This is a genomic window from Pseudomonas sp. GW821-FHT09D08 (genome assembly GCF_059416305.1).
Window position 1 is genome coordinate 448,879 of sequence record NZ_JBWKOX010000004.1, and the last position, 20,150, is coordinate 469,028.

Below are 20,150 nucleotides of genomic sequence, written 5' to 3' on the forward strand. Positions count from 1 at the left end.
GGAGTTTCGTAAATGGCAGTTGCCTCCGGCGCCTATAAGAAAGCCCTCGAGGGCGACCAGACACCGAAAAAGGTGCTGGTCAAAATCGACCGGGTCACGAAGAAGTTCGACGAGACGATTGCCGTGGACGATGTGTCCCTGGAAATCAAGAAAGGCGAGATCTTCGCCTTGCTCGGCGGTTCGGGTTCGGGCAAGTCCACCCTGCTGCGCATGCTCGCAGGCTTCGAGCGCCCGACAGAAGGTCGGATTTACCTCGACGGCGTGGACATCACCGACATGCCGCCCTACGAGCGGCCGATCAACATGATGTTCCAGTCCTACGCCTTGTTCCCCCACATGACCGTGGCGCAGAACATCGCGTTCGGCCTGCAACAGGACAAGATCCCCAAGGCCGAAGTCGATGCCCGCGTGGCCGAAATGCTCAAGCTGGTCCAGATGAGCCAGTACGCCAAACGCAAGCCGCACCAGTTGTCCGGTGGCCAGCGTCAGCGGGTGGCGCTGGCCCGCTCACTGGCCAAGCGCCCGAAACTGCTGCTGCTCGATGAGCCCATGGGCGCCCTCGACAAGAAGCTGCGCTCGCAGATGCAGCTGGAACTGGTGGAGATCATCGAGCGCGTCGGCGTGACCTGCGTGATGGTGACGCACGATCAGGAAGAGGCCATGACCATGGCCGAGCGCATCGCGATCATGCACCTGGGCTGGATCGCCCAGATCGGCAGCCCGATCGACATCTACGAGACGCCGACCAGCCGCCTGGTGTGCGAATTCATCGGTAACGTCAACATCTTCGACACCCAGGTGGTGGATGACGCCGAAGGTCACGCGGTGCTCAAGTGCCCGGACCTGGACCGCGACATCTACGTGGGCTACGGCATCGCCACCTCGGTGGAAGACAAGTCGGTGACCTATGCCATCCGCCCGGAAAAACTGTTGGTCACCACCGAAATGCCGACCTGCGAGCACAACTGGTCCAGCGGCAAGGTGCACGACATCGCCTACCTGGGCGGCCACTCGGTGTTCTACGTCGAGCTGCCAAGCGGCAAGCTGGTGCAGTCCTTCGTCGCCAACGCCGAACGCCGTGGCCAGCGCCCAACCTGGGGTGACCAGGTCTACGTGTGGTGGGAAGACGATAGCGGCGTGGTACTGCGCACATGAACATGAAGAAGCTCAAGCGGCGCTTGCACCGCATCGTCCCCAGCGGCAAGCAGGTGGTCATCGGGATTCCGTTCCTGTGGCTGTTCCTGTTTTTCGCCCTGCCGTTTTTCATCGTCCTGAAAATCAGCTTCGCCGAAGCCGACGTGGCGATTCCGCCGTACACCGAGATCTACACTTACGTCGAGCAGAAGCTGCAGGTGGTGCTGAACCTGGCCAACTACAGTCTGCTGGCAGGTGATGAGCTGTACATCGCGGCGTACCTGGGCTCGCTGAAGATGGCGTTCTTCAGCACGCTGCTGTGCCTGCTGATCGGCTACCCGATGGCCTATGCCATTGCCACCGCGCGCAAAGAGATGCAGACCGTGCTGGTGCTGCTGATCATGATGCCGACCTGGACCGCGATCCTGATCCGCGTGTATGCGTGGATGGGCATCCTCAGCAACAACGGCCTGCTCAATGGCTTCCTGATGTCCATGGGGTTGATCAACGAACCGCTGCAGATCCTCAACACCAACATCGCGGTGTATATCGGCGTGGTCTATTCGTACCTGCCGTTCATGATCCTGCCGCTGTACGCCAACCTGGTGAAGCATGACCAGAGCCTGCTGGAAGCCGCATCGGACCTGGGTTCGAGCACCTTCAACAGCTTCTGGAAAATCACCGTGCCGCTGTCCAAGAACGGCATCATCGCCGGCTGCATGCTGGTGTTTATCCCGGTGGTGGGCGAGTTCGTGATCCCGGAACTGCTCGGCGGCCCGGAAACCCTGATGATCGGTAAAGTGTTGTGGCAAGAATTCTTCAACAACCGTGACTGGCCGGTGGCGTCTGCCCTGGCGGTAGTGATGCTGGCGATCCTGATCGTGCCCATCATTCTGTTTAACCGCAGCCAAGCCAAAGAGATGGAGGGCAAGATATGAAGCGCGTCAGTTTCTCAAGCTTCATGCTGGTGGCGGGGTTGTTGTTCATCTACCTGCCGATGCTGATCCTGGTGATCTACTCGTTCAACGAATCCAAGCTGGTGACGGTGTGGGGCGGTTGGTCGATCAAGTGGTACGTGGGCCTGTTGGACAATACCCAGTTGATGGGCTCGGTGGCACGTTCCCTGGAAATCGCCTGCTACACGGCGGTGGCCGCCGTGGCCCTGGGTACGTTGGCGGCGTTTGTGCTGACGCGCATCAGCCAGTTCAAGGGCCGCACGCTGTTCGGCGGCCTGGTGACCGCGCCGTTGGTGATGCCGGAAGTGATCACCGGTCTGTCGCTGCTGCTGCTGTTCGTGGCCATGGCGCAGATGATCGGCTGGCCCCAGGAGCGTGGCATCGTCACCATCTGGATCGCCCACACCACGTTCTGTGCCGCTTATGTGGCGGTGGTGGTATCGGCGCGCCTGCGTGAGCTGGACCTGTCGATCGAAGAAGCGGCGATGGACCTGGGGGCGCGGCCGTGGAAGGTGTTCTTCCTGATCACCATCCCGATGATCGCGCCGTCGTTGGCGGCGGGCGGCATGATGTCGTTCGCACTGTCCCTGGATGACCTGGTACTGGCCAGCTTCGTCTCGGGGCCGGGTTCGACGACGTTGCCGATGGAAGTGTTCTCGGCCGTGCGCCTTGGGGTTAAACCCGAGATCAACGCCGTGGCCAGCCTGATTCTGCTGGCAGTGTCGCTGGTGACCTTCCTGGTGTGGTTCTTCAGCCGGCGTGCCGAAGAAATGCGCAAGAAGGCGATCCAGCAGGCGATTGAAGAAGCCGCCGCCGATGGCTGGCAGCAGCCGGACAAGCGTCGGGCTCCAGCGCCGGTCTAAAGGTCTGTGCGGTCCAAATGTGGGAGGGGGCTTGCTCCCGATGGCGGTGGATCAGTCAATAGATGCAGTGACTGACACTCAGCAATCGGGGGCAAGCCCTCTCCCACATTTGATCGCATTTCAACTCCGCTACGCCAACCACGGCGACTTGCGAATCACCTCGACAAAATTCATCGGCTTGAACCCCGGTTCCTGATCCACCAGCACATCGGTCTTCACGTTGCCGAACGTGGTCTGCGGGCGATGGCGCAAGCCGTCGGCAAACGCGCAGATGATGCACTCCTTGAACCCTTCACCGCGTGGATGCGCATGCACCACGGCTTCGCGCTGCACGCTGCTGAGCGCGGCGTAGTCCATGCCCAGCACGTCCATTTCCACACCGGCGGTCACCAGTGCCACGGTCGGGCGCAGGTGCTGCGGCACGCCCGGCGTGGTGTGCAGGGCGATAGACAGCCACACCTGTTCGATATCGTCGTCGCTCAGCCCGTAAGGCTTGAGGAAGGCCGCGGCGGCGTTGGCGCCGTCCACTTCGAAGCGTTGGTCATCACTGCGATGGCCTGCCACCAGGCCCAGGTCATGGAACATGGCGCCGACGTAGAGCAGCTCCGGGTTGTAGGCCAGTTGCTTGCGTTCACCGCTCAATGCGCCGAACAGGAACACCCGGCGGGAATGGTGGTAGAGCAGGTCGGACTCAATGTCGCGGATGTAGTCGGTGGTGGCCCTGGCCAGGGCGCTGTCCGGGATCTTGATACCGGCGATGGTGGTGGTCATGGTGGTTCTCCTCTGGAAAGCCTTCAGTCTGGTCGCGCGCCCGCTAAGCGGCCATGGTCACGAGGGTGCGATCCCGGCCAATCTGCCGCGACATCGTGCCAAGGCAAAATCAGCTAGGGTGTAGCCGGCGATATCACTCTCGAAGCCTGGGAAAATCCCACAGGGTTTGCATTTTATTCAGCTGAAAAAGGTGTCCGTGAGCATGCACAAAACCGTCGCCATCCTGATCTTCCCCGGCGTCCAGTCACTGGATGTGAGCGGCCCCATGGATGTGTTCTGCGAAGCCAACCGATTTCTGCCGCCTCAGGATCACTACCGGATCGAGGTCATCGGGCTTGCCCATGGCACCATGGCCGCCTCCAACGGTTTGGCATTGCAAGCCCACCGGCATTACAGCGAAGCCCTGCAAGCCTATGACCTGCTGCTGGTTGCCGGCGGCCCGCAATTGCCCTTCGAAGATCTCGGCGCGCCGTTCGATGATTGGCTGCGTGGCGCAACCGCCCGGGCGCAGCGCTTTGGTTCGATCTGCAACGGCGCCTTCATGCTGGCGCGCGCCGGGTTGCTGGATGGAAAAACCGTCACGACCCATTGGAATGATGCGGCAGGCCTGGCGCGTTTGTGCCCGCGCGCGCAGGTCGAAGCCGACCGCCTCTACGTACAGGATGGCAATCTCTACACCTCGGCGGGCGTCACCGCAGGCATCGATCTGTCGCTGTACCTGCTGGCCCAGGACCACGGCCCGGAAGTGGCATTGAGCGTGGCCAAGCGCCTGGTGGTGTTCACCCAGCGCTCCGGCGGGCAGTCGCAGTTCAGTCCGTTCCTCACACCCCACACCGAAACCACCTCGGCGGTGGCGTTGGTGCAGTTATACGTATTGGCGAACCTGACGGGCGACCTGACCATCGCCGACCTGGCCAAGGCCGCCAACATGAGCGCGCGCAACTTCTCCCGGGTGTTTGCCCGTGAGGCGCGGATTACGCCAGCGGAGTTTGTCGAACGGGCGCGGGTGGATGCCGCGCGGGTGATGCTCGAAAGCACGCATGCGCCGCTGAAAACCGTGGCCTATCAATGCGGGTTTCGCGATGCCCAGCACATGCGCAGCGTGTTCAACCGCCGGCTGGGTGTGACGCCGCAACAGTTCCGGCTCAATTTTGCGGCACCGGTCTAAGCCCCTTCCACAGGTTGACCGATTTCCAAGGAGCTATCGCGCCGGCAGCAGTTTCAGCGTGCCGCGGGTATTGGCCGTGACTTCCTCATCACTGAAATGCGCCTGCTCGTAACCCCCTTCGATATAGGTCTCGGCCTGGTCGCCATAGTGCTTGTCGAACGGCACGCCGCTTTGCCCCACCGGGTTGATGGTGAGGGCGTGGGCCACGTCGGCAAAGTCGATCAGGCGCCGGGTGGACGGGCCGTAGGTCACCGGCCAGGGCGCGGGGCCGATGACGGCCGACTGGTTGTTCGGCACTTCGTGGGTGCCGGGGGCCGGGAATGGGCCGACGTTGACAATCAGGTCCAAGGGTTTCTGAGAGCCCAGCGGATGGCCGTGGGTCAGGGTATGGGCCTTGCCCCACTGCCATTGCGTTGGGTCATCGCCGAAGGTGGCCTTGAGGTGCGCGAGGCTGTTGTCCCAGGCCCGCTTGACGGTGTCGGTGCGCTTGCCGTCCCACCAGGGCGAGGCCGGGTCGGCAGCCAGGCGGGGCAGGGCGGCGTCGATCACGCGGGTGGTGAGCAGGGTCTTGAACATCCCGTCACCCAGCTTCGGGTGGAAGGCCGCGTCGGCGAGGTTGAACAGGAACTGGTTGAACAGCGTGGCGCTGGTGGAATCCAGCGGGTAGTCACCCTTCCAGCTGGCAAGTTGTTCTACCAGCTTCAACTGCGCCGGGTCCGTGACCACCTCACGCAGTACCGGCAACAGCGGCGCGAGCAGGCGCGGGCCGAAGGCGGTGGTGGTGCCCAGTTGCAGGGCCTGGCTGTTGGTCACATCCCACTTCACGCTCTTGTCGCTCAACTGCGCGTTCAACTGCTGGCCCCGGTCGGCGAGGTTGTAATAGCCGGGGATTTGCATGCCGGTGGGCGACACCGGCTGGGCATTGGCCGACACCACATAGCCCCGCGCCGGGTTTTCTTCCTGGGGGTTGGCGCTGAAGGGGTAGAAGCCCAGCTTGTCGGCCTCGGCGGTGCTGCCGTCGAGGATAAACCCTGGGTTGGCACCTGCCGGGCGAATCGGCAACTGGGCCGCCGCCCACCAGCCGATATCGCCCCTGGCATTGGCCCACACGATATTCAGCCCCGGTGCGGACACCTTTGACGCCGCCGTACGGGCCTTGGCCAACGTGTCGGCGCGGTTGAGCTGGTAGAAACCTTCGAGGATCGGGTTCTGAGTGTCGAGGAACGCCCACCACATGGCAATCGGCGTCTTGCCGCCGCTGTCGCCGAGCACGTCATTGATGATCGGGCCGTGGGGCGATTGGCGCAGGGTGAGGCTGACCGGTGCCTGGCCTTTGACGGCGATCTGTTGCTCGCTGCGGGTCATGTCGACCCACTGGCCGTGGTACCAGACCTGGTTGGGGTTGTCCGGGTTGACCTTCTCGGCGATCAGGTCGAGGTCGTCGTTCTGGAACATGGTCAGGCTCCAGCCGAAATCCAGGTTGTGCCCCAGGAACGCTATGGGTACCAGCGCGTTGTGATAGCCATACAGCTCGAAGCCCGGCGCCGACAGCTGCGCCTCGTACCACACCGACGGCACCGAGAAGCGAATATGCGGGTCACCCGCCAGCAGCGGTTTGCCGCTCTTGGTGCGACTGCCACTGATGGCCCAGGCGTTGCTGCCCTCGAACTGCGGCAAGCCGTTGTCGGCCAGGGCCTGCTCACTCAGCGCGGCGAGGGCGCCGAGGGTTTTCCAGTCACTGTCGGCCAGGTTGAGGGCGCCCTTGGGTTGCCAGTCGAGGTCGAAGACGTTCAGGTAGTCGCTGCCCAGTTGGTCGCGGACGTAAGTCAGTAAGGGCTCGGTACGAAACGCAGCGGCAAAACTGTAGGCCATGTACCCGGCGACGCTGATGGTGTCCTCGGCGGTAAACGCGCGCCTGGGGATGCCCAGCACGTCGAACTCCATCGGGCGGGCGTGGCTGTCCTGATACTGGTTGATCCCGTCCAGATAGGCTTGCAGGGCCTTCCAGTGCGCCGACTCATGGTCCTGCTGGGCCACGTAGGTGGCGGCGCGGTCACGAATGCGCAGGCTGCGGAACAGCTTGTCGGTCTCCAGCAGCTTCGGCCCGAGCACCTCGGCCAGTTCGCCACGGGCCAGGCGGCGCATGATCTCCATCTGGAAGAGGCGGTCCTGGGCATGCACGTAGCCCAGGGCGCGATACAGGTCGGTCTCGTTCTCGGCGCGAATATGCGGCACGCCACGGTCGTCGTAGCGCACGGTGACCGAGCCTTGCAGGTTGGCCAGTTCAACCGTGCCCTGGCGGGTGGGTTGCTTGCTGTAGACGTACCAGCCCGCACCGAGGCCGATCAGTACCAGCAGAACCGCAAGAACCTGCAGGACGCGCTTCATGAACATTCCTTACCAAGAGTGGGGTGGCGGGCTACTCATCTTTCGACCACGAACAATAGCAGCCCACCGCCAGGGTGTGCGTGGCGTTCACATCTCGGCCGGCTTCCAGGGCTTTCAGGATCGGCTCGATAAAACTGTTACTGGCGTTGCACGTCAGCCCTTCGCTGTAGGGCCCGAAATACGCGAGCTTGCCGGTGCGGTCCCAGATGCCCACGGCCGGGCTGGCCGGCACCTGGTCGGCGCCGGGCAGGGCGGTGAGGGTTTTCATCTTGCGCAGGTTATCGGGCAACTGGCCGTGGCTGCCGGCTTTTTGCAGGGCATAGAACTCGACGCCCTGGGGCGCGTATTGCTCGATCAACTCGCCCAGGTGCTGCTGGTTGCCGACGTTGCACGGGCACGCCGGATCCCAGAAATGCACCAGGCGGATCGGCCCGGGGCCGCTGAGTTCGGCGGGCAGGCGCAGAGGGTCGCCGGAGAATACCGCGGTGTGTTCGCTGAAGGCACGCAGGTAGCGGCCCTGGAACCAGTCATACGCCGCCCACAGCACACCGGCGCAGATGATCAGGATCAGGCTGGCGAACAGGGCGTTACGGTAAGGCTGTCGCATTCGGATCTATCCTCGCAGGTCGCGTAGCTTGCCATGCTTGTCCTGACAGATGAATATCGCAGCTCGATATTCATCTTCGCCGCAAGTCTGGAACCCTTTATGCCTGTGACCTTTGACCCTGATCACCTTCGCGAAAGCCTGCGGCCCCTGGTGGATGCGCAACCGCTTTCAGCCGAAGCGCGGGTCTACCAGCGTTTCTATGGGCTGGACCTGAGTGCACGCAACGTGCCGGCGGTGAGTCGGCTGGGGCGTTTCGAGGTGGCTGGGTTCGAGGTGGTCGCCCAGGTGTGGTGGCCGCCCGTGCCGGTGGCGACGATGTTTATGTTCCACGGCTTCTACGACCATATGGGCCTGTATCGCCACGTGGTGGGCTGGGCCCTGGACCAGGGCTTTGTGGTAATCGCCTGCGATTTGCCGGGCCATGGCTTGTCCAGCGGCGCGCGCGCCAGCATCGATGATTTTGCCGTGTACCAGGATGTGGTGCAGGCACTGTTCGCCCAGGCCCAAGCGCTGCAATTGCCGCAGCCCTGGCACTTGTTCGGGCAAAGCACCGGCGGCGCGGTGGTGGTGGATCACTTGCTCAACCATGGCGCTACCAGTCCGGCGCAAGGCAAGACCTTCCTGCTCTCACCGCTGGTGCGGCCGCGTGCGTGGGGATGGTCGCAGGTCAGCTATTACCTGCTGCGCCCGTTCGTCAAAGGTATCGCCCGGCGTTTCAGCGAGAACACTCACGACCCGGCGTTCAAGCCGTTTCTGGAAGCCGACCCGCTGCAACCCCGCCAACTGCCCACCGCCTGGGTAGGCGCCCTGGCGCGCTGGATCAAACGCATCGAAGCCGCGCCACGCAGCCCTCGGCGGCCGGTGATTGTGCAGGGTGAGGAAGACATGACGGTGGATTGGCAGCACAACTTGCAGGTGCTGCGGGGCAAGTTCGACCAGCCCGAGGTGTTGATGCTGTCGCGCGGCCGGCATCACTTGGCGAATGAGACTCCTGAGATTCGCGAAGAGTACTTCCGGTATTTGACGGACCATCTGAAATAACGCAGTCCAAATGTGGGAGGGGGCTTGCCCCCGATAGCGGTGCATCAGTCAGCTTATCTGTAGCTGACCCACTGCCATCGGGGGCAAGCCCCCTCCCACATTTTCTACTGCGTCAGGCTTGAAGTGCTTTGGCCGACCGCCAGCCCCGCACGAATCGCCGCCAACGCCGCCTGGTAATACGCCTTACCCTGCGGCGACTCCGCAAACGTCGCGAACTCTTCCAGCTCCGGGTCGGACAGATCCCGATAGACGTACAGCAGAGTGTTGTTCAGGTCATTGCCAATCTGTTGCATCAGCCGCTCACGCTGGCCATTCAACATGCCTTGGGCCTGGCCGCCACCCAGCAGGCCGGGGATCATCTGGCTCAAGCTGTCGGCGGCCACGCCGGCGATCGCCAGGCTGACCTCCGCCCCGGCTTCGCGGGCGGGCAGGGCCTGGGCCAGGTGGCCGATGATCAGGCTGCGGGTGGCGTCAGCCTCGATGTGCGGCAGGCCTTGGGCGTTTTTTGCCAACTGGTCGCGGCGCGTGGCCAGTAACTCGGCTGCAACGACCTTGCGGCCCAGGGGCGATTGGAAAAACGCCAGGGCCGGCGCAGGGTCCGCCAGGTGCTTGCGTAGCTGGGCTTCGGCGCGCTGGTCCATGGCCTGGGCGGCAAAGCGCTTGTTGCTGTTGTCCACCAGCGCCTGGTACACCGCCGGCGGCAGGCTGTTACGGTAGCGTTGCTGGGCAGCACTGAGGGCGTCATTGAAATGCGCACGTTGTTCGGCCCAGCCGGCGACCTTGTACAACTGGTCATGGCCGTCTGCCCAGGCGGGCAAAACGCAGAACATCAGCAAGGAAAAAAACAAACGACGCATATGGACTCCTGTCAGTCGGCCACTATTGTCCGTGTCGGGCGTAGGATTTGTCGAGAAGTCCTATCAGTCAGCTGACTAAAGTGTATTCAGACGCTCGGCGGCTCTGTCGGATTCACAGGCGTATGGATACTATGCGCGCCATGCAAATACCCCTCGATCACCCCCTGCTGCAACGCATCGTCGATGACCTGGCCGAAAAAGGCTGGTCGCAGCAGAACGGCTTCCTGCCCCAGGCTCTGACCCTGGAACTGGCGGCTGAGTGCCGTAAACGTGCGGCCGAGGGTGAACTGGCCCCGGCAGCAGTGGGGCGCGGGCCGGCTCAGGAGATTCGCGAGGGTATTCGCGGCGACCATATCCAGTGGCTGGAAGAGGGCGACGCGGCGGTCTGCGACAGCTATATGGCGTTGATGGACACGCTGCGCCTGGCGATGAACCGTGGTTTGTTCCTCGGCCTTGAGGATTTCGAAAGCCACTTCGCGATGTATCCCCCCGGCGCGTTTTACCTCCGGCACCTGGACCGGTTCCGCGACGATGATCGGCGCATGGTTTCGGCGGTGATCTACTTGAACGACGCCTGGTTGCCCGAGCACGGTGGCCAGCTGCGCATGTACCTCAAGGACGGCGTCGAATACGACGTGGTACCCAGCGGTGGATGCCTGGTGGTGTTCCTGTCGGGTGAAGTGCCCCACGAAGTCATGCCGGCTACGCGCGAGCGCCTGTCCCTCACCGGCTGGTTTCGTCGGCGCGGTAACGAGCCGTTCTAACCATGCAAAAGATTCTGATCAGCCGCTGCCTGCTTGGCCACAAGGTGCGCTACGACGGTGGGGCCAGCGGGCCGTTCGATCAACTGGCGGCGTGGCAGGCTGAAGGGCGCGTGGTTGCGATCTGCCCGGAAGTGTCGGGCGGTCTGCCGACGCCCAGGCCCTCCGCCGAGATTCCAGGTGGGCAGGGCATCGATGTCTGGGAAGGCCGCGCCCGGGTGCTGACGGCCGAGGGCGAAGACTTCAGCGCCGCCTTCCTCGACGGCGCCCGGCAAGCCTTGGCGTTGGTGCAGCGCCATCACATCCGCATCGCCATTCTCAAGGCCAATAGCCCGTCCTGCGGCAACCTGCTGACCTATGACGGCACTTTCACCGGTGTCAAGGTCAGTGGCGAAGGCGTAACGGCGGCGCTGCTCAAGCGCCATGGCGTGCAGGTGTTCAGTGAGCTGGAGTTGCCTGCGGCGGCACAGGCGTTGGCGCGTCTGTAGGGGCCTGGTCCTCGAACCACTTATGGGACAGCGCCTTTAAACGGCCATCGTCCTTCACCCGCTTCAGCGCCCCGTCCAGGCTGGTCTTGAAGGCCGGGTTGCCTTTCTGGAACGGGATCGCCAGCTCAGGCTTGTCGTGATAAGCCTCGCTGAAATCGAACTGATCCTTAAGCTCGGCAGTCATAGCGACATGGTTGATGGCCACATCGTATTTGCCGGTTGAGACCCCCGGCAGCATGTCGGCGTCGTCGGTGGTGATAAACGAAGGGCGCACGTCCATTTCCTTGGCCAGCAATTCACCCAGCTCGACTTCAAAGCCGGTGAGTTTGTCGCCTTCCTTGAAATTGTACGGTGGTGTGTTGGCTTCAAGGGCGATGCGGAGTTCGCCGCGATCGTTTACATCGTCGATCAGTTCGGCATGAGCCAGAGGGCTCAGAAGGGGCAGCAACAGTAACAGGCCAGGCGAAAAGCGCATGGTCACTCCTAAAGAATTCGAATGTGCGAGGCGCCGTTCAGCATCGCTTTGCTATGGTGGTGAGTGCCTTGGACAGCAATTTGTCGCGAAGTTGTCAGAACCCTACAGATTTCATGGAAAAACTGGAGAAGCGAATGAAAGCCCTATTGTCCCGTGCAACCATTGCCAGCCTGTTGCTGGGTGCCTCGATGTTGGCGAATGCCGCCGATGTTCCGCGTACCCCCGCGCCCAAGGGAGCTGAGGTGTTTATCGTCTCGCCCAAGGATGGCGCGACCGTCGACAAAACCTTCACCGTCAAATTCGGCGTCAAGGGCCTGGACCTTGAGCCGATCGACAAGCAAGTACCAAACGCCGGCCACCATCATCTGCTGGTAGACCAGGATGTACAGTCGCTGAAGGCTGATGAGGCCATCCCAGCCACCGCCACGTCGATTCACTTCGGTAAGGCGCAGACTGAAACCGAACTGACCCTGGCTCCAGGCAAGCACACCCTGCAACTGGTCGCAGGCGACAACGTGCATCGCCAATTCGAGCCCACTGTCGCCTCGAAAGTGATCACGGTTAACGTCAAGTAAGATGTGTTCAGACAAAAAAATGGGAGGCCCCTGCGGGTCTCCCATTTTTTTTGCAGCGTTTGCAGCGTTAGAACAACACGCGGCTACGGATAGTGCCGTTGATGTGCTGCAGCTTCTCTTGCGCCAGGTCCGAGTACTCGGCGTCGACGTCGATCACCACGTAGCCGACCTTCTCGTTGGTCTGCAGGAACTGACCGGAGATGTTGATGCCGTTTTCCGCGAAGACCTTGTTGATCTCCATCATCACGCCCGGGATGTTCTGGTGGATGTGCAGCAGGCGGTGCTTGCCAGGGTGAGCCGGCAGGGCCACTTCCGGGAAGTTGACGGACGAGACCGAGGTACCGTTGTCGCTGTACTTGACCAGCTTCTCCGACACTTCCAGGCCGATGTTGGCCTGGGCTTCAGCGGTGGAGCCGCCGATGTGCGGGGTCAGAATCACGTTGTCCAGGCCACGCAGCGGGCTTTCGAAGATGTCGTCGTTGGAGCGAGGCTCCACCGGGAACACGTCGATTGCGGCGCCGATCAGGTGCTTGTCCTTGATCGCGTCGGCCAGGGCGTCCAGCTCGACCACGGTGCCCCGTGCAGCGTTGATCAGGATGCCGCCTTTTTTGATGGCGCGGATTTCCTTCTCGCCGATCATCCACTGGGTCTCGGCGGTTTCCGGAACGTGCAGGGTGACGATGTCGGACATGCCCAGCAGTTCGGTCAGGCTCGACACCTGGGTGGCGTTGCCCAATGGCAGCTTGGTCAGGGTGTCGTAGAAGAACACCTGCATGCCGAGGCCTTCGGCCAGTACCGACAGTTGCGTGCCGATCGAGCCGTAACCGACGATACCCAGCTTCTTGCCCCGGATTTCGAAGGAGTTGGCCGCGCTCTTGATCCAGCCGCCACGGTGGCAGGAAGCGTTCTTCTCAGGGATACCGCGCAGCAGCAGGATGGCCTCGGCCAGCACCAGCTCCGCCACGGAACGGGTGTTGGAGTACGGGGCGTTGAACACTGCAATGCCGCGCTCGCGCGCGGCGTCGAGGTCGACCTGGTTGGTGCCGATGCAGAAACAGCCGACCGCCACGAGTTTCTTGGCGTGATCGAAGATCTCTTCGGTCAGCTGAGTACGGGAGCGAATGCCGATAAAGTGCGCGTCGGCGATCTTTTCCTTGAGCTGGGCTTCCGGCAGAGAACTGGTGATGTACTCAATGCTGGAGTACCCGGCGGCCTTCAGTACGTCGACGGCCGATGGGTGGACGCCTTCCAGAAGAAGGAACTTGATCTTGCTCTTATCGAGAGAAGTCTTGCTCATCTGCGTAAACCTGTATCCCGGAGAAAAATGGCAGGGAATCGGATCGCTTAAGCTGACCCGGACGGCAGGAAAGCCGTCACCGCAGAAACGCCCTTGGGCTCTGTCCTGCGGGGGCGGTATGCTAGCATACGCGCCCCGCTAAACACCTATTCCTGCGACGTGAAGCGTTCTCAGGATGACCATGAATTGTTCGAGAGTTCTGTCGATGACCCATCCTGCCCTGATTGATGAGCTAAAGACCCTGGTTGAGCCCGGCAAAGTGCTGACCGACGCCGACTCCCTGGAGGCTTACGGCAAGGATTGGACCAAGCACTTCGCGCCCGCGCCGACCGCCATCGTGTTCCCCAAGACCACCGAGCAGGTGCAGGCCATTGTCCGTTGGGCCAATGCGCACAAGGTGGCGCTGGTGCCATCCGGTGGTCGTACCGGCCTGTCGGCTGCTGCCGTGGCGGCCAATGGCGAAGTGGTCGTCTCGTTCGACTATATGAACCAGATCCTCGACGTGAACCTCACCGACCGCACTGCGGTGTGCCAGCCGGGCGTGGTGACCAAGCAATTGCAGAACGTCGCCGAAGAAAATGGCCTGTACTACCCGGTGGACTTCGCATCGTCCGGTTCCAGCCAGATCGGCGGCAATATCGGCACCAATGCCGGCGGGATCAAGGTCATTCGCTACGGTATGACTCGCAACTGGGTGGCCGGCATGAAAGTCGTCACCGGCAAGGGCGATGTGCTGGAGCTGAACCGCGACCTGATCAAGAACGCCACCGGCTATGACATGCGCCAACTGTTTATCGGCGCCGAAGGCACCCTGGGCTTTGTGGTCGAAGCCACCATGCGCCTGGACCGTGCGCCGAAAAACCTCACCGCGATGGTGCTCGGCACTACCGATTTCGACTCGATCATGCCGGTGCTGCACGCCTTCCAGGGCAAGCTGGACCTGACCGCCTTCGAGTTCTTCTCCGACAAGGCCCTGGCCAAAGTCCTCGGCCGTGGTGATGTGCCGGCGCCGTTCGAAACCGAGTGCCCGTTCTACGCGCTGCTGGAATTCGAAGCCACCACCGAAGAAGTCGCCAACCACGCGCTGGAAACCTTCGAGCACTGCGTCGAGCAGGGTTGGGTGCTGGACGGCGTGATGAGCCAGAGCGAAACCCAGTTGCACAACCTGTGGAAACTGCGCGAGTACATCTCCGAGACCATTTCGCACTGGACGCCGTACAAAAACGATATTTCGGTCACCGTCTCCAAAGTGCCAGGGTTCTTGAAGGAAATTGATGCGATCGTCGGCGAACACTACCCGGACTTCGAAATCGTCTGGTTTGGCCATATCGGCGACGGCAACCTGCACCTGAACATCCTCAAGCCGGAAAACCTGAGCAAGGATGAGTTCTTCGCCAAGTGCGCCACGGTGAACAAGTGGGTGTTCGAAACTGTTCAGAAGTACAACGGTTCGATCTCCGCCGAACACGGCGTGGGCATGACCAAGCGTGATTACCTGACCTACAGCCGCTCGCCGGCCGAGATCGAATACATGAAAGCAGTGAAGGCAGTGTTCGACCCGAACGGGATCATGAACCCTGGCAAGATCTTCGCTGTTTAACCGCCCCCGAAGGAGTCGTTTCATGAGCTACCAGCACAAGTATGTCGACGGCACCAATATCCACTTTCCTGTCGGTAAAGTGGTGTGTATTGGGCGTAACTACGCCGAACATGCCAAGGAACTGGATAACCCGGTGCCGACCGAGCCGTTGCTGTTCATCAAGCCGGGCAGTTGCGTCGTCCCGCTGGAAGGCGGTTTCAGCATTCCGACCGAGCGCGGTTCGGTGCACTACGAGGCGGAAATCGCGGTGCTGATCGGCAAGCCGCTGTCGAACAAGCCCAGCCGTGAAGAAGTGCTGGACGCTATCTCCGGCTTCGCCCCGGCCCTGGATCTGACCCTGCGCGACAAGCAATCCGAGCTGAAAGCCAAGGGCCTGCCGTGGGAAATCGCCAAGTCCTTCGACGGCGCGGCGGTGATTGCGCCGTTCGTGGTCGGCAGCACCTTCGCGGACGTGACCGATATTGGCATTCGCCTGACCATCAATGGCGAAGTGCGCCAGGACGGCAACAGCGCGAGCATGCTCAACCCGATCGTGCCGATGATCCAGTACATGGCCGGCTGCTTCTCGCTGCAGGCTGGCGATGTGATCCTCACCGGCACCCCAGCCGGCGTGGGCCCGTTGAATGTGGGTGATGACCTGGTGTTGGAATTGACCGGCGTGAATCGTTTCGAAAGCAGCGTTCGATAAGCACCTGATGTGTGAGGGGGCTTGCCCCCTTCCACATTGGGTCCGAGTCCATCTCGTGCATCGGCTTTTGCATTTTTTTCACACCCCATCCGGATAATCCTCAGCCTCCTGCGCGCGGGTCCATTGATCCTGTGCTATCACCTACCGCTGACTTTCCGGAAAAGCACCCCATGGCCGTGTCCCTGCCTTCCGCCACACCCAAGCCGCGCTCTCGCTTTGCCTTGCGCTGGTATTCCTGGCTATTTCTGGCGGGTGCCATCGTGTATGGCATTTCCTGGGCCATGCATTGGGACGATCGCGGCGTGCTGTGGCTGTTGGAGGGCTTTGAAACGCCCGCCGAACGCAGCGAAAGTGTGTGGTTGCCTGACTATCACGTTGTCATCGACGCCAAGGTTTTGCCGGGCATGGAGAAAGACGAAGCCTCGGACGTCTCCTATAACCCGCAGACCAAAACCCTGTTTTCCGTCATGGGTAAAAACCCGTTCCTGGTCGAGCTGAGCCTGCAAGGCGACGTATTGCGCAAGATGCCGCTCAATGGCTGGGACAACCCGGAAGGCGTGACCGTGATGGAAAATGGCCTGATGGCCGTGGTCGACGAACGCCAGCACAACCTGACCATCGTCAAGGTCGATGCCACCACCCAGCAATTGAACAAGGCCGATTTCCCGAGCTATGACCTGGGCCCGTCCAAGGACCAGAACAAAGCGTTCGAAGGACTCACCTGGGACAAGCGCAATCAGCAATTTGTGCTGGGTGAAGAGCGGCCACCGGCGTTGTTCACCTGGAAAAGCGACGGCAGCCAGACCCTGGTCGGCGATAAACAGAAACTGGCCAGCAAAGAGCTGGACATGCGCAACCTTTCGGCCCTGGCCATCGACCCGCGCACCGGCCATCTGCTGGTGTTATCGGCCGACTCCCACTTGTTGCTGGAGTTGGACGAGAAGGGTGAACAAGTCAGCTTCATGACCCTGCTTGGTGGCTTCAACGGCCTCAAGAGCACCATCCCCCGTGCGGAGGGGGTAACGATGGATGAGGACGGCACGCTCTACATGGTCAGTGAGCCAAACCTGTTCTATCGTTTCGAAAAGCAGAAATAACAGACGAATCACGTCGGATATTTCTCTATTAGCGGCATTCGCCAGACACCAGGGTGCGTTTAAGTTTAAATTCAGACAGGCGTGATATTCATTCGCCACTTTTGACTTTGAGCACCGCCTGATGCGTCGATTTGCCCGCCCCAAACCCATTCTCTTGATGCTCGCGTTGATCGCCCTGGTCAGCGCCGGGGCTGTTGCGCAGCACTTTCGCCTGTTCGAGCGCGCCTGGTTCAACTGGCAGGCCTGGCGTCAGCCGGCGGACGAGCGCTCCATCGGCCTGGCGGATTACCGAGTGACCCTTGAGGCCCAGGTTATCGAAGGGCTCGACGACGATGTCTCAGCCCTCACCTACGATCCGGTACGCAAGAGCCTGTTTACCGTCACCAATAAAAATGCCGAGCTGATCGAACTGTCCCTTGAGGGCAAGATCCTGCGACGCATCCCGTTGGTGGGGTTTGGTGATGCCGAGGCGGTGGAATTTATCAGCGACAACATCTATGTCATCACCGACGAGCGCCAGCAGCGGCTGATCAAGGTGCATGTGGACGACGATACCCAATTCCTCGACGCCGCCGATGCGGAACAGATGACCCTGGGCCTGCATGTCGGGGGCAACAAGGGGTTTGAGGGGTTGGCCTATGACTCGGTGGGCAAGCGCCTGTTCGTGGCCAAGGAACGCGACCCGATGCTGATCTACGAGGTCCACGGCTTTCCCCATTTCAAACCGGAAAAAACCTACTCGGTGCACGTGATCAACAATCCCAAGCGCGATGCCGGGTTGTTTGTGCGCGACCTGTCGAGCCTGCAATACGACGAGCGCAGCGGCCATCTGCTGGCGCTGTCGGATGAGTCGTTCCTGGTGTTGGAGCTGGACATCGACGGTCGTCCATTGAGCAGCCTGTCTCTGCTCAATGGGCGCCATGGCCTGAAAAAACGGGTGCCCCAGGCCGAAGGAATCGCCATGGATGACGAGGGTACGTTGTACCTGGTCAGCGAGCCGAACCTGTTCTACGTGTTCAAGAAACCCAATCCCTGAGACACATTTGGTTTTGCATCAGGCTTTAAGGGTTTTCACGCCTTCGGAAGTGCCCAGCAGCAGCACATCCGCCGGACGCGCCGCGAACAGGCCGTTGGTGACCACGCCGACGATGGCGTTGATCTGGGTCTCAAGCTCCACCGGGTTGGTGATCTGCATATTGAACACGTCGAGGATGATGTTGCCGTTGTCGGTCAACACGCCTTCGCGGTACACCGGATCGCCACCCAGCTTCACCAGCTCGCGAGCCACGTGGCTGCGGGCCATCGGGATGACTTCCACCGGCAGCGGAAACGCGCCGAGCACCGGTACCAGCTTGCTGGCGTCGGCGATGCAGATAAAGGTCTTGGCCACCGCCGCGACGATTTTCTCGCGGGTCAGGGCTGCACCGCCGCCCTTGATCAGGTTCAGGTGTTCGTCGCTTTCATCGGCGCCGTCGACGTAGAACTCCAGGTCGCTCACGGTGTTGAGCTCGTACACCGGAATGCCATGGCCCTTGAGGCGCGCGGCGGTGGCTTCGGAACTGGCAACGGCGCCGTCGAACGCGCCTTTGTGCCGGGCCAGCGCATCGATAAAGCAGTTGGCGGTGGAGCCGGTGCCGACACCGACGATGCTCTTGTCGTCGAGTTTGGGAAGGATTAAATCGACGGCGGCCTGGGCCACTGCCTGTTTGAGTTGATCCTGGGTCATGCGGGCTCCGGAACGGGCGGGGAGTAAAGAGGGGCGCGAGTATAACCCAACAAAACCTCCGGATTCGTGTGGTCGCCCGGCCAAACGCTGGGTTAGACTCCTTGGCCCTGCCCAACCCGCCCAGTGATTTCCGCCGATGCTTGAACAGTACGTCAAAAAGATCCTCACCTCGCGCGTCTATGACGTTGCCGTAGAAACCCCGCTGCAGACCGCCCGCCAGCTCTCCGAGCGGCTGGGCAACAAGGTCTGGCTCAAGCGTGAAGACTTGCAGCCGGTGTTCTCGTTCAAGATTCGCGGCGCGTACAACAAGCTGACTCAATTGACGGCTGAAGAGCGCGCGCGCGGCGTGGTCACGGCCTCGGCGGGCAACCATGCCCAGGGCCTGGCCCTGGCGGCCAAGGTGCTGGGGGTCAAGGCCACGATCGTGATGCCCAAGACCACCCCGGAGATCAAGGTCGAAGGCGTGCGCTCCCGTGGCGGTAAAGTGGTGCTGCACGGCGATTCCTTCCCGGAAGCCCTGGCCTACTCGCTCAAGCTGGTCGACGAAAAAGGCTACGTCTACATTCACCCCTACGATGATCCGCACACCATTGCCGGGCAGGGCACCGTGGCGATGGAGATCCTGCGCCAGCACCCGGGGCCCCTGGACGCGATTTTCGTACCGGTGGGCGGCGGCGGGCTGATCGCGGGCATTGCGGCGTACGTGAAATACCTGCGCCCGGAGATCAGGATCATCGGCGTCGAACCGGACGACTCCAACTGCCTGCAAGCCGCCATGGCCGCCGGCGAGCGTGTGGTGCTGCCCACCGTGGGCATTTTTGCCGATGGCGTGGCGGTGGCGCAGATCGGCCAGCACACCTTCGACATCTGCAAACACTATGTGGATGAAGTGATCACCGTCAGCACCGATGAAATCTGTGCGGCGATCAAGGACATCTACGACGACACCCGCTCCATCACCGAGCCGGCCGGCGCGCTCGGCGTAGCAGGCATCAAGAAATACGTGGAGACCCGTGGCATCAGCGGGCAAACCCTGGTGGCCATCGACTCCGGCGCCAACGTCAACTTCGACCGCCTGCGCCATGTGGCCGAGCGCGCCGAGCTGGGTGAAGGCCGCGAAGCCATTATTGCCGTGACCATCCCTGAGAAACCGGGCAGCTTCAAGGCGTTCTGCGAGGCGGTGGGCAAGCGCCAGATCACCGAGTTCAACTACCGCTACCACTCCGGCAGCGAAGCGCACATCTTTGTCGGCGTGCAGACCCACCCGGAAAACGACCCGCGCAGTGCGCTGATCGCCAGCCTCACCGGCCAGGGTTTCCCGGTGCTGGACCTGACCGAGAACGAACTGGCCAAGTTGCACATCCGCCATATGGTCGGCGGGCATGCGGCCCAGGTCAGTGATGAAGTGGTGTTCCGTTTCGAATTCCCGGAACGTCCGGGGGCGCTGTTCAACTTTCTTAACAAATTGGGCGGACGCTGGAACATCTCGATGTTCCACTATCGCAACCACGGTGCCGCTGACGGCCGTGTGGTCGCCGGCCTGCAAGTGCCGGCGAACGAGCGCCATCTGGTCCCGGCGGCCCTGGAAGCCATTGGCTACCCGTATTGGGATGAAAGCGATAACCCGGCCTACAAACTGTTTCTCGGTTGAGCGACTA

At 61.7% G+C, this 20,150-nt stretch carries 20 protein-coding genes; 13 read left to right on the forward strand and 7 right to left on the reverse strand.

Going from position 1 to position 20,150, the window contains the following annotated elements; translation table 11 throughout:
• Positions 1 to 12 precede the first annotated feature (12 nt).
• From AC07OP_RS11080 to AC07OP_RS11090, 3 genes are read left to right on the forward strand one after another with little or no spacing between them, the layout of a single operon-like run.
• Positions 13 to 1,155: an ABC transporter ATP-binding protein gene (locus tag AC07OP_RS11080; protein ID WP_027608405.1), complete on the forward strand. Its 1,143-nt coding sequence runs from the start codon at positions 13 to 15 to the stop codon at positions 1,153 to 1,155.
• On the forward strand, positions 1,152 to 2,072 hold the full coding sequence (locus AC07OP_RS11085; RefSeq protein ID WP_027608406.1) for an ABC transporter permease subunit: 921 nt from the start codon (positions 1,152 to 1,154) through the stop codon (positions 2,070 to 2,072). Before AC07OP_RS11080 ends, AC07OP_RS11085 begins: the two co-directional genes overlap by 4 nt.
• Positions 2,069 to 2,953: an ABC transporter permease subunit gene (locus AC07OP_RS11090; RefSeq protein WP_015886412.1), complete on the forward strand. Its 885-nt coding sequence runs from the start codon at positions 2,069 to 2,071 to the stop codon at positions 2,951 to 2,953. The genes AC07OP_RS11085 and AC07OP_RS11090 overlap by 4 nt, the downstream gene beginning before the upstream one ends.
• 129 nt (positions 2,954 to 3,082) lie before the next feature.
• On the opposite strand, the gene AC07OP_RS11095 is transcribed toward AC07OP_RS11090, so the two are convergent.
• Complete coding sequence (locus AC07OP_RS11095; protein WP_495100869.1) at positions 3,083 to 3,724, reverse strand: HD domain-containing protein; 642 nt, start codon at positions 3,722 to 3,724, stop codon at positions 3,083 to 3,085.
• A 202-nt stretch (positions 3,725 to 3,926) separates the two neighbouring features.
• Here AC07OP_RS11095 and AC07OP_RS11100 point away from each other — a divergent pair, with 202 nt between their 5' ends.
• Positions 3,927 to 4,892 (forward strand): GlxA family transcriptional regulator, encoded by a 966-nt coding sequence (locus tag AC07OP_RS11100; protein ID WP_495100870.1) that lies wholly within the window; start codon positions 3,927 to 3,929, stop codon positions 4,890 to 4,892.
• A gap of 33 nt (positions 4,893 to 4,925) precedes the next feature.
• Here AC07OP_RS11100 and AC07OP_RS11105 read toward each other — a convergent pair whose 3' ends face one another.
• Both AC07OP_RS11105 and AC07OP_RS11110 read right to left on the reverse strand, forming a co-directional pair.
• Entirely contained in the window at positions 4,926 to 7,280 is a 2,355-nt protein-coding gene (locus AC07OP_RS11105; protein ID WP_495100871.1) for a penicillin acylase family protein, read from the reverse strand.
• Positions 7,281 to 7,311: 31 nt separating this feature from the next.
• Positions 7,312 to 7,887, reverse strand: coding sequence for a DUF6436 domain-containing protein (locus AC07OP_RS11110; protein ID WP_092355751.1), 576 nt, complete (start codon positions 7,885 to 7,887; stop codon positions 7,312 to 7,314).
• Positions 7,888 to 7,986: 99 nt separating this feature from the next.
• Here AC07OP_RS11110 and bipL point away from each other — a divergent pair, with 99 nt between their 5' ends.
• Positions 7,987 to 8,928 carry a phospholipase BipL gene (gene bipL, locus AC07OP_RS11115; RefSeq protein ID WP_495100872.1) on the forward strand — a complete coding sequence of 314 codons (942 nt, stop codon included), beginning with the start codon at positions 7,987 to 7,989 and terminating at the stop codon, positions 8,926 to 8,928.
• Between the two features lie 104 nt (positions 8,929 to 9,032).
• Here bipL and AC07OP_RS11120 read toward each other — a convergent pair whose 3' ends face one another.
• The gene (locus AC07OP_RS11120) at positions 9,033 to 9,785 is read right to left on the reverse strand and encodes a DUF2059 domain-containing protein (RefSeq protein WP_495100873.1); all 753 of its coding nucleotides are present in this window, start codon (positions 9,783 to 9,785) and stop codon (positions 9,033 to 9,035) included.
• A gap of 131 nt (positions 9,786 to 9,916) precedes the next feature.
• On the opposite strand from AC07OP_RS11120, the gene AC07OP_RS11125 reads away from it, so the two are divergent.
• Together AC07OP_RS11125 and AC07OP_RS11130 are read left to right on the forward strand one after the other, a co-directional pair.
• Entirely contained in the window at positions 9,917 to 10,549 is a 633-nt protein-coding gene (locus AC07OP_RS11125; protein WP_065924356.1) for a 2OG-Fe(II) oxygenase, read from the forward strand.
• A 2-nt stretch (positions 10,550 to 10,551) separates the two neighbouring features.
• Positions 10,552 to 11,034, forward strand: coding sequence for a 2-thiouracil desulfurase family protein (locus AC07OP_RS11130; RefSeq protein WP_495100874.1), 483 nt, complete (start codon positions 10,552 to 10,554; stop codon positions 11,032 to 11,034).
• On the opposite strand, the gene AC07OP_RS11135 is transcribed toward AC07OP_RS11130, so the two are convergent.
• Entirely contained in the window at positions 10,985 to 11,509 is a 525-nt protein-coding gene (locus tag AC07OP_RS11135) for a transporter substrate-binding domain-containing protein (protein ID WP_495100875.1), read from the reverse strand. The genes AC07OP_RS11130 and AC07OP_RS11135 overlap by 50 nt on opposite strands.
• A gap of 134 nt (positions 11,510 to 11,643) precedes the next feature.
• Between AC07OP_RS11135 and AC07OP_RS11140 the strand changes: the two genes are divergently transcribed.
• The gene (locus AC07OP_RS11140) at positions 11,644 to 12,084 is read left to right on the forward strand and encodes a DUF4399 domain-containing protein (RefSeq protein WP_027608415.1); all 441 of its coding nucleotides are present in this window, start codon (positions 11,644 to 11,646) and stop codon (positions 12,082 to 12,084) included.
• Between the two features lie 67 nt (positions 12,085 to 12,151).
• On the opposite strand, the gene serA is transcribed toward AC07OP_RS11140, so the two are convergent.
• Positions 12,152 to 13,381 (reverse strand): phosphoglycerate dehydrogenase, encoded by a 1,230-nt coding sequence (serA, locus tag AC07OP_RS11145; protein WP_027608416.1) that lies wholly within the window; start codon positions 13,379 to 13,381, stop codon positions 12,152 to 12,154.
• A 205-nt stretch (positions 13,382 to 13,586) separates the two neighbouring features.
• On the opposite strand from serA, the gene AC07OP_RS11150 reads away from it, so the two are divergent.
• The 4 genes from AC07OP_RS11150 (at position 13,587) to AC07OP_RS11165 (ending at position 17,802) form a co-directional block, all read left to right on the forward strand.
• Complete coding sequence (locus AC07OP_RS11150) at positions 13,587 to 14,981, forward strand: FAD-binding oxidoreductase (protein WP_495100876.1); 1,395 nt, start codon at positions 13,587 to 13,589, stop codon at positions 14,979 to 14,981.
• Positions 14,982 to 15,003: 22 nt separating this feature from the next.
• Complete coding sequence (locus AC07OP_RS11155; RefSeq protein ID WP_027608418.1) at positions 15,004 to 15,669, forward strand: fumarylacetoacetate hydrolase family protein; 666 nt, start codon at positions 15,004 to 15,006, stop codon at positions 15,667 to 15,669.
• 170 nt (positions 15,670 to 15,839) lie between these two features.
• Positions 15,840 to 16,766: an SdiA-regulated domain-containing protein gene (locus AC07OP_RS11160; protein ID WP_495100877.1), complete on the forward strand. Its 927-nt coding sequence runs from the start codon at positions 15,840 to 15,842 to the stop codon at positions 16,764 to 16,766.
• A 121-nt stretch (positions 16,767 to 16,887) separates the two neighbouring features.
• Positions 16,888 to 17,802, forward strand: coding sequence for an SdiA-regulated domain-containing protein (locus AC07OP_RS11165; protein ID WP_065938079.1), 915 nt, complete (start codon positions 16,888 to 16,890; stop codon positions 17,800 to 17,802).
• An 18-nt stretch (positions 17,803 to 17,820) separates the two neighbouring features.
• On the opposite strand, the gene rpiA is transcribed toward AC07OP_RS11165, so the two are convergent.
• Positions 17,821 to 18,492: a ribose-5-phosphate isomerase RpiA gene (gene rpiA, locus AC07OP_RS11170; RefSeq protein ID WP_027608421.1), complete on the reverse strand. Its 672-nt coding sequence runs from the start codon at positions 18,490 to 18,492 to the stop codon at positions 17,821 to 17,823.
• Between the two features lie 136 nt (positions 18,493 to 18,628).
• Here rpiA and ilvA point away from each other — a divergent pair, with 136 nt between their 5' ends.
• Positions 18,629 to 20,143 carry a threonine ammonia-lyase, biosynthetic gene (gene ilvA / locus AC07OP_RS11175; protein WP_495100878.1) on the forward strand — a complete coding sequence of 505 codons (1,515 nt, stop codon included), beginning with the start codon at positions 18,629 to 18,631 and terminating at the stop codon, positions 20,141 to 20,143.
• The last annotated feature ends 7 nt before the right edge of the window (positions 20,144 to 20,150 follow it).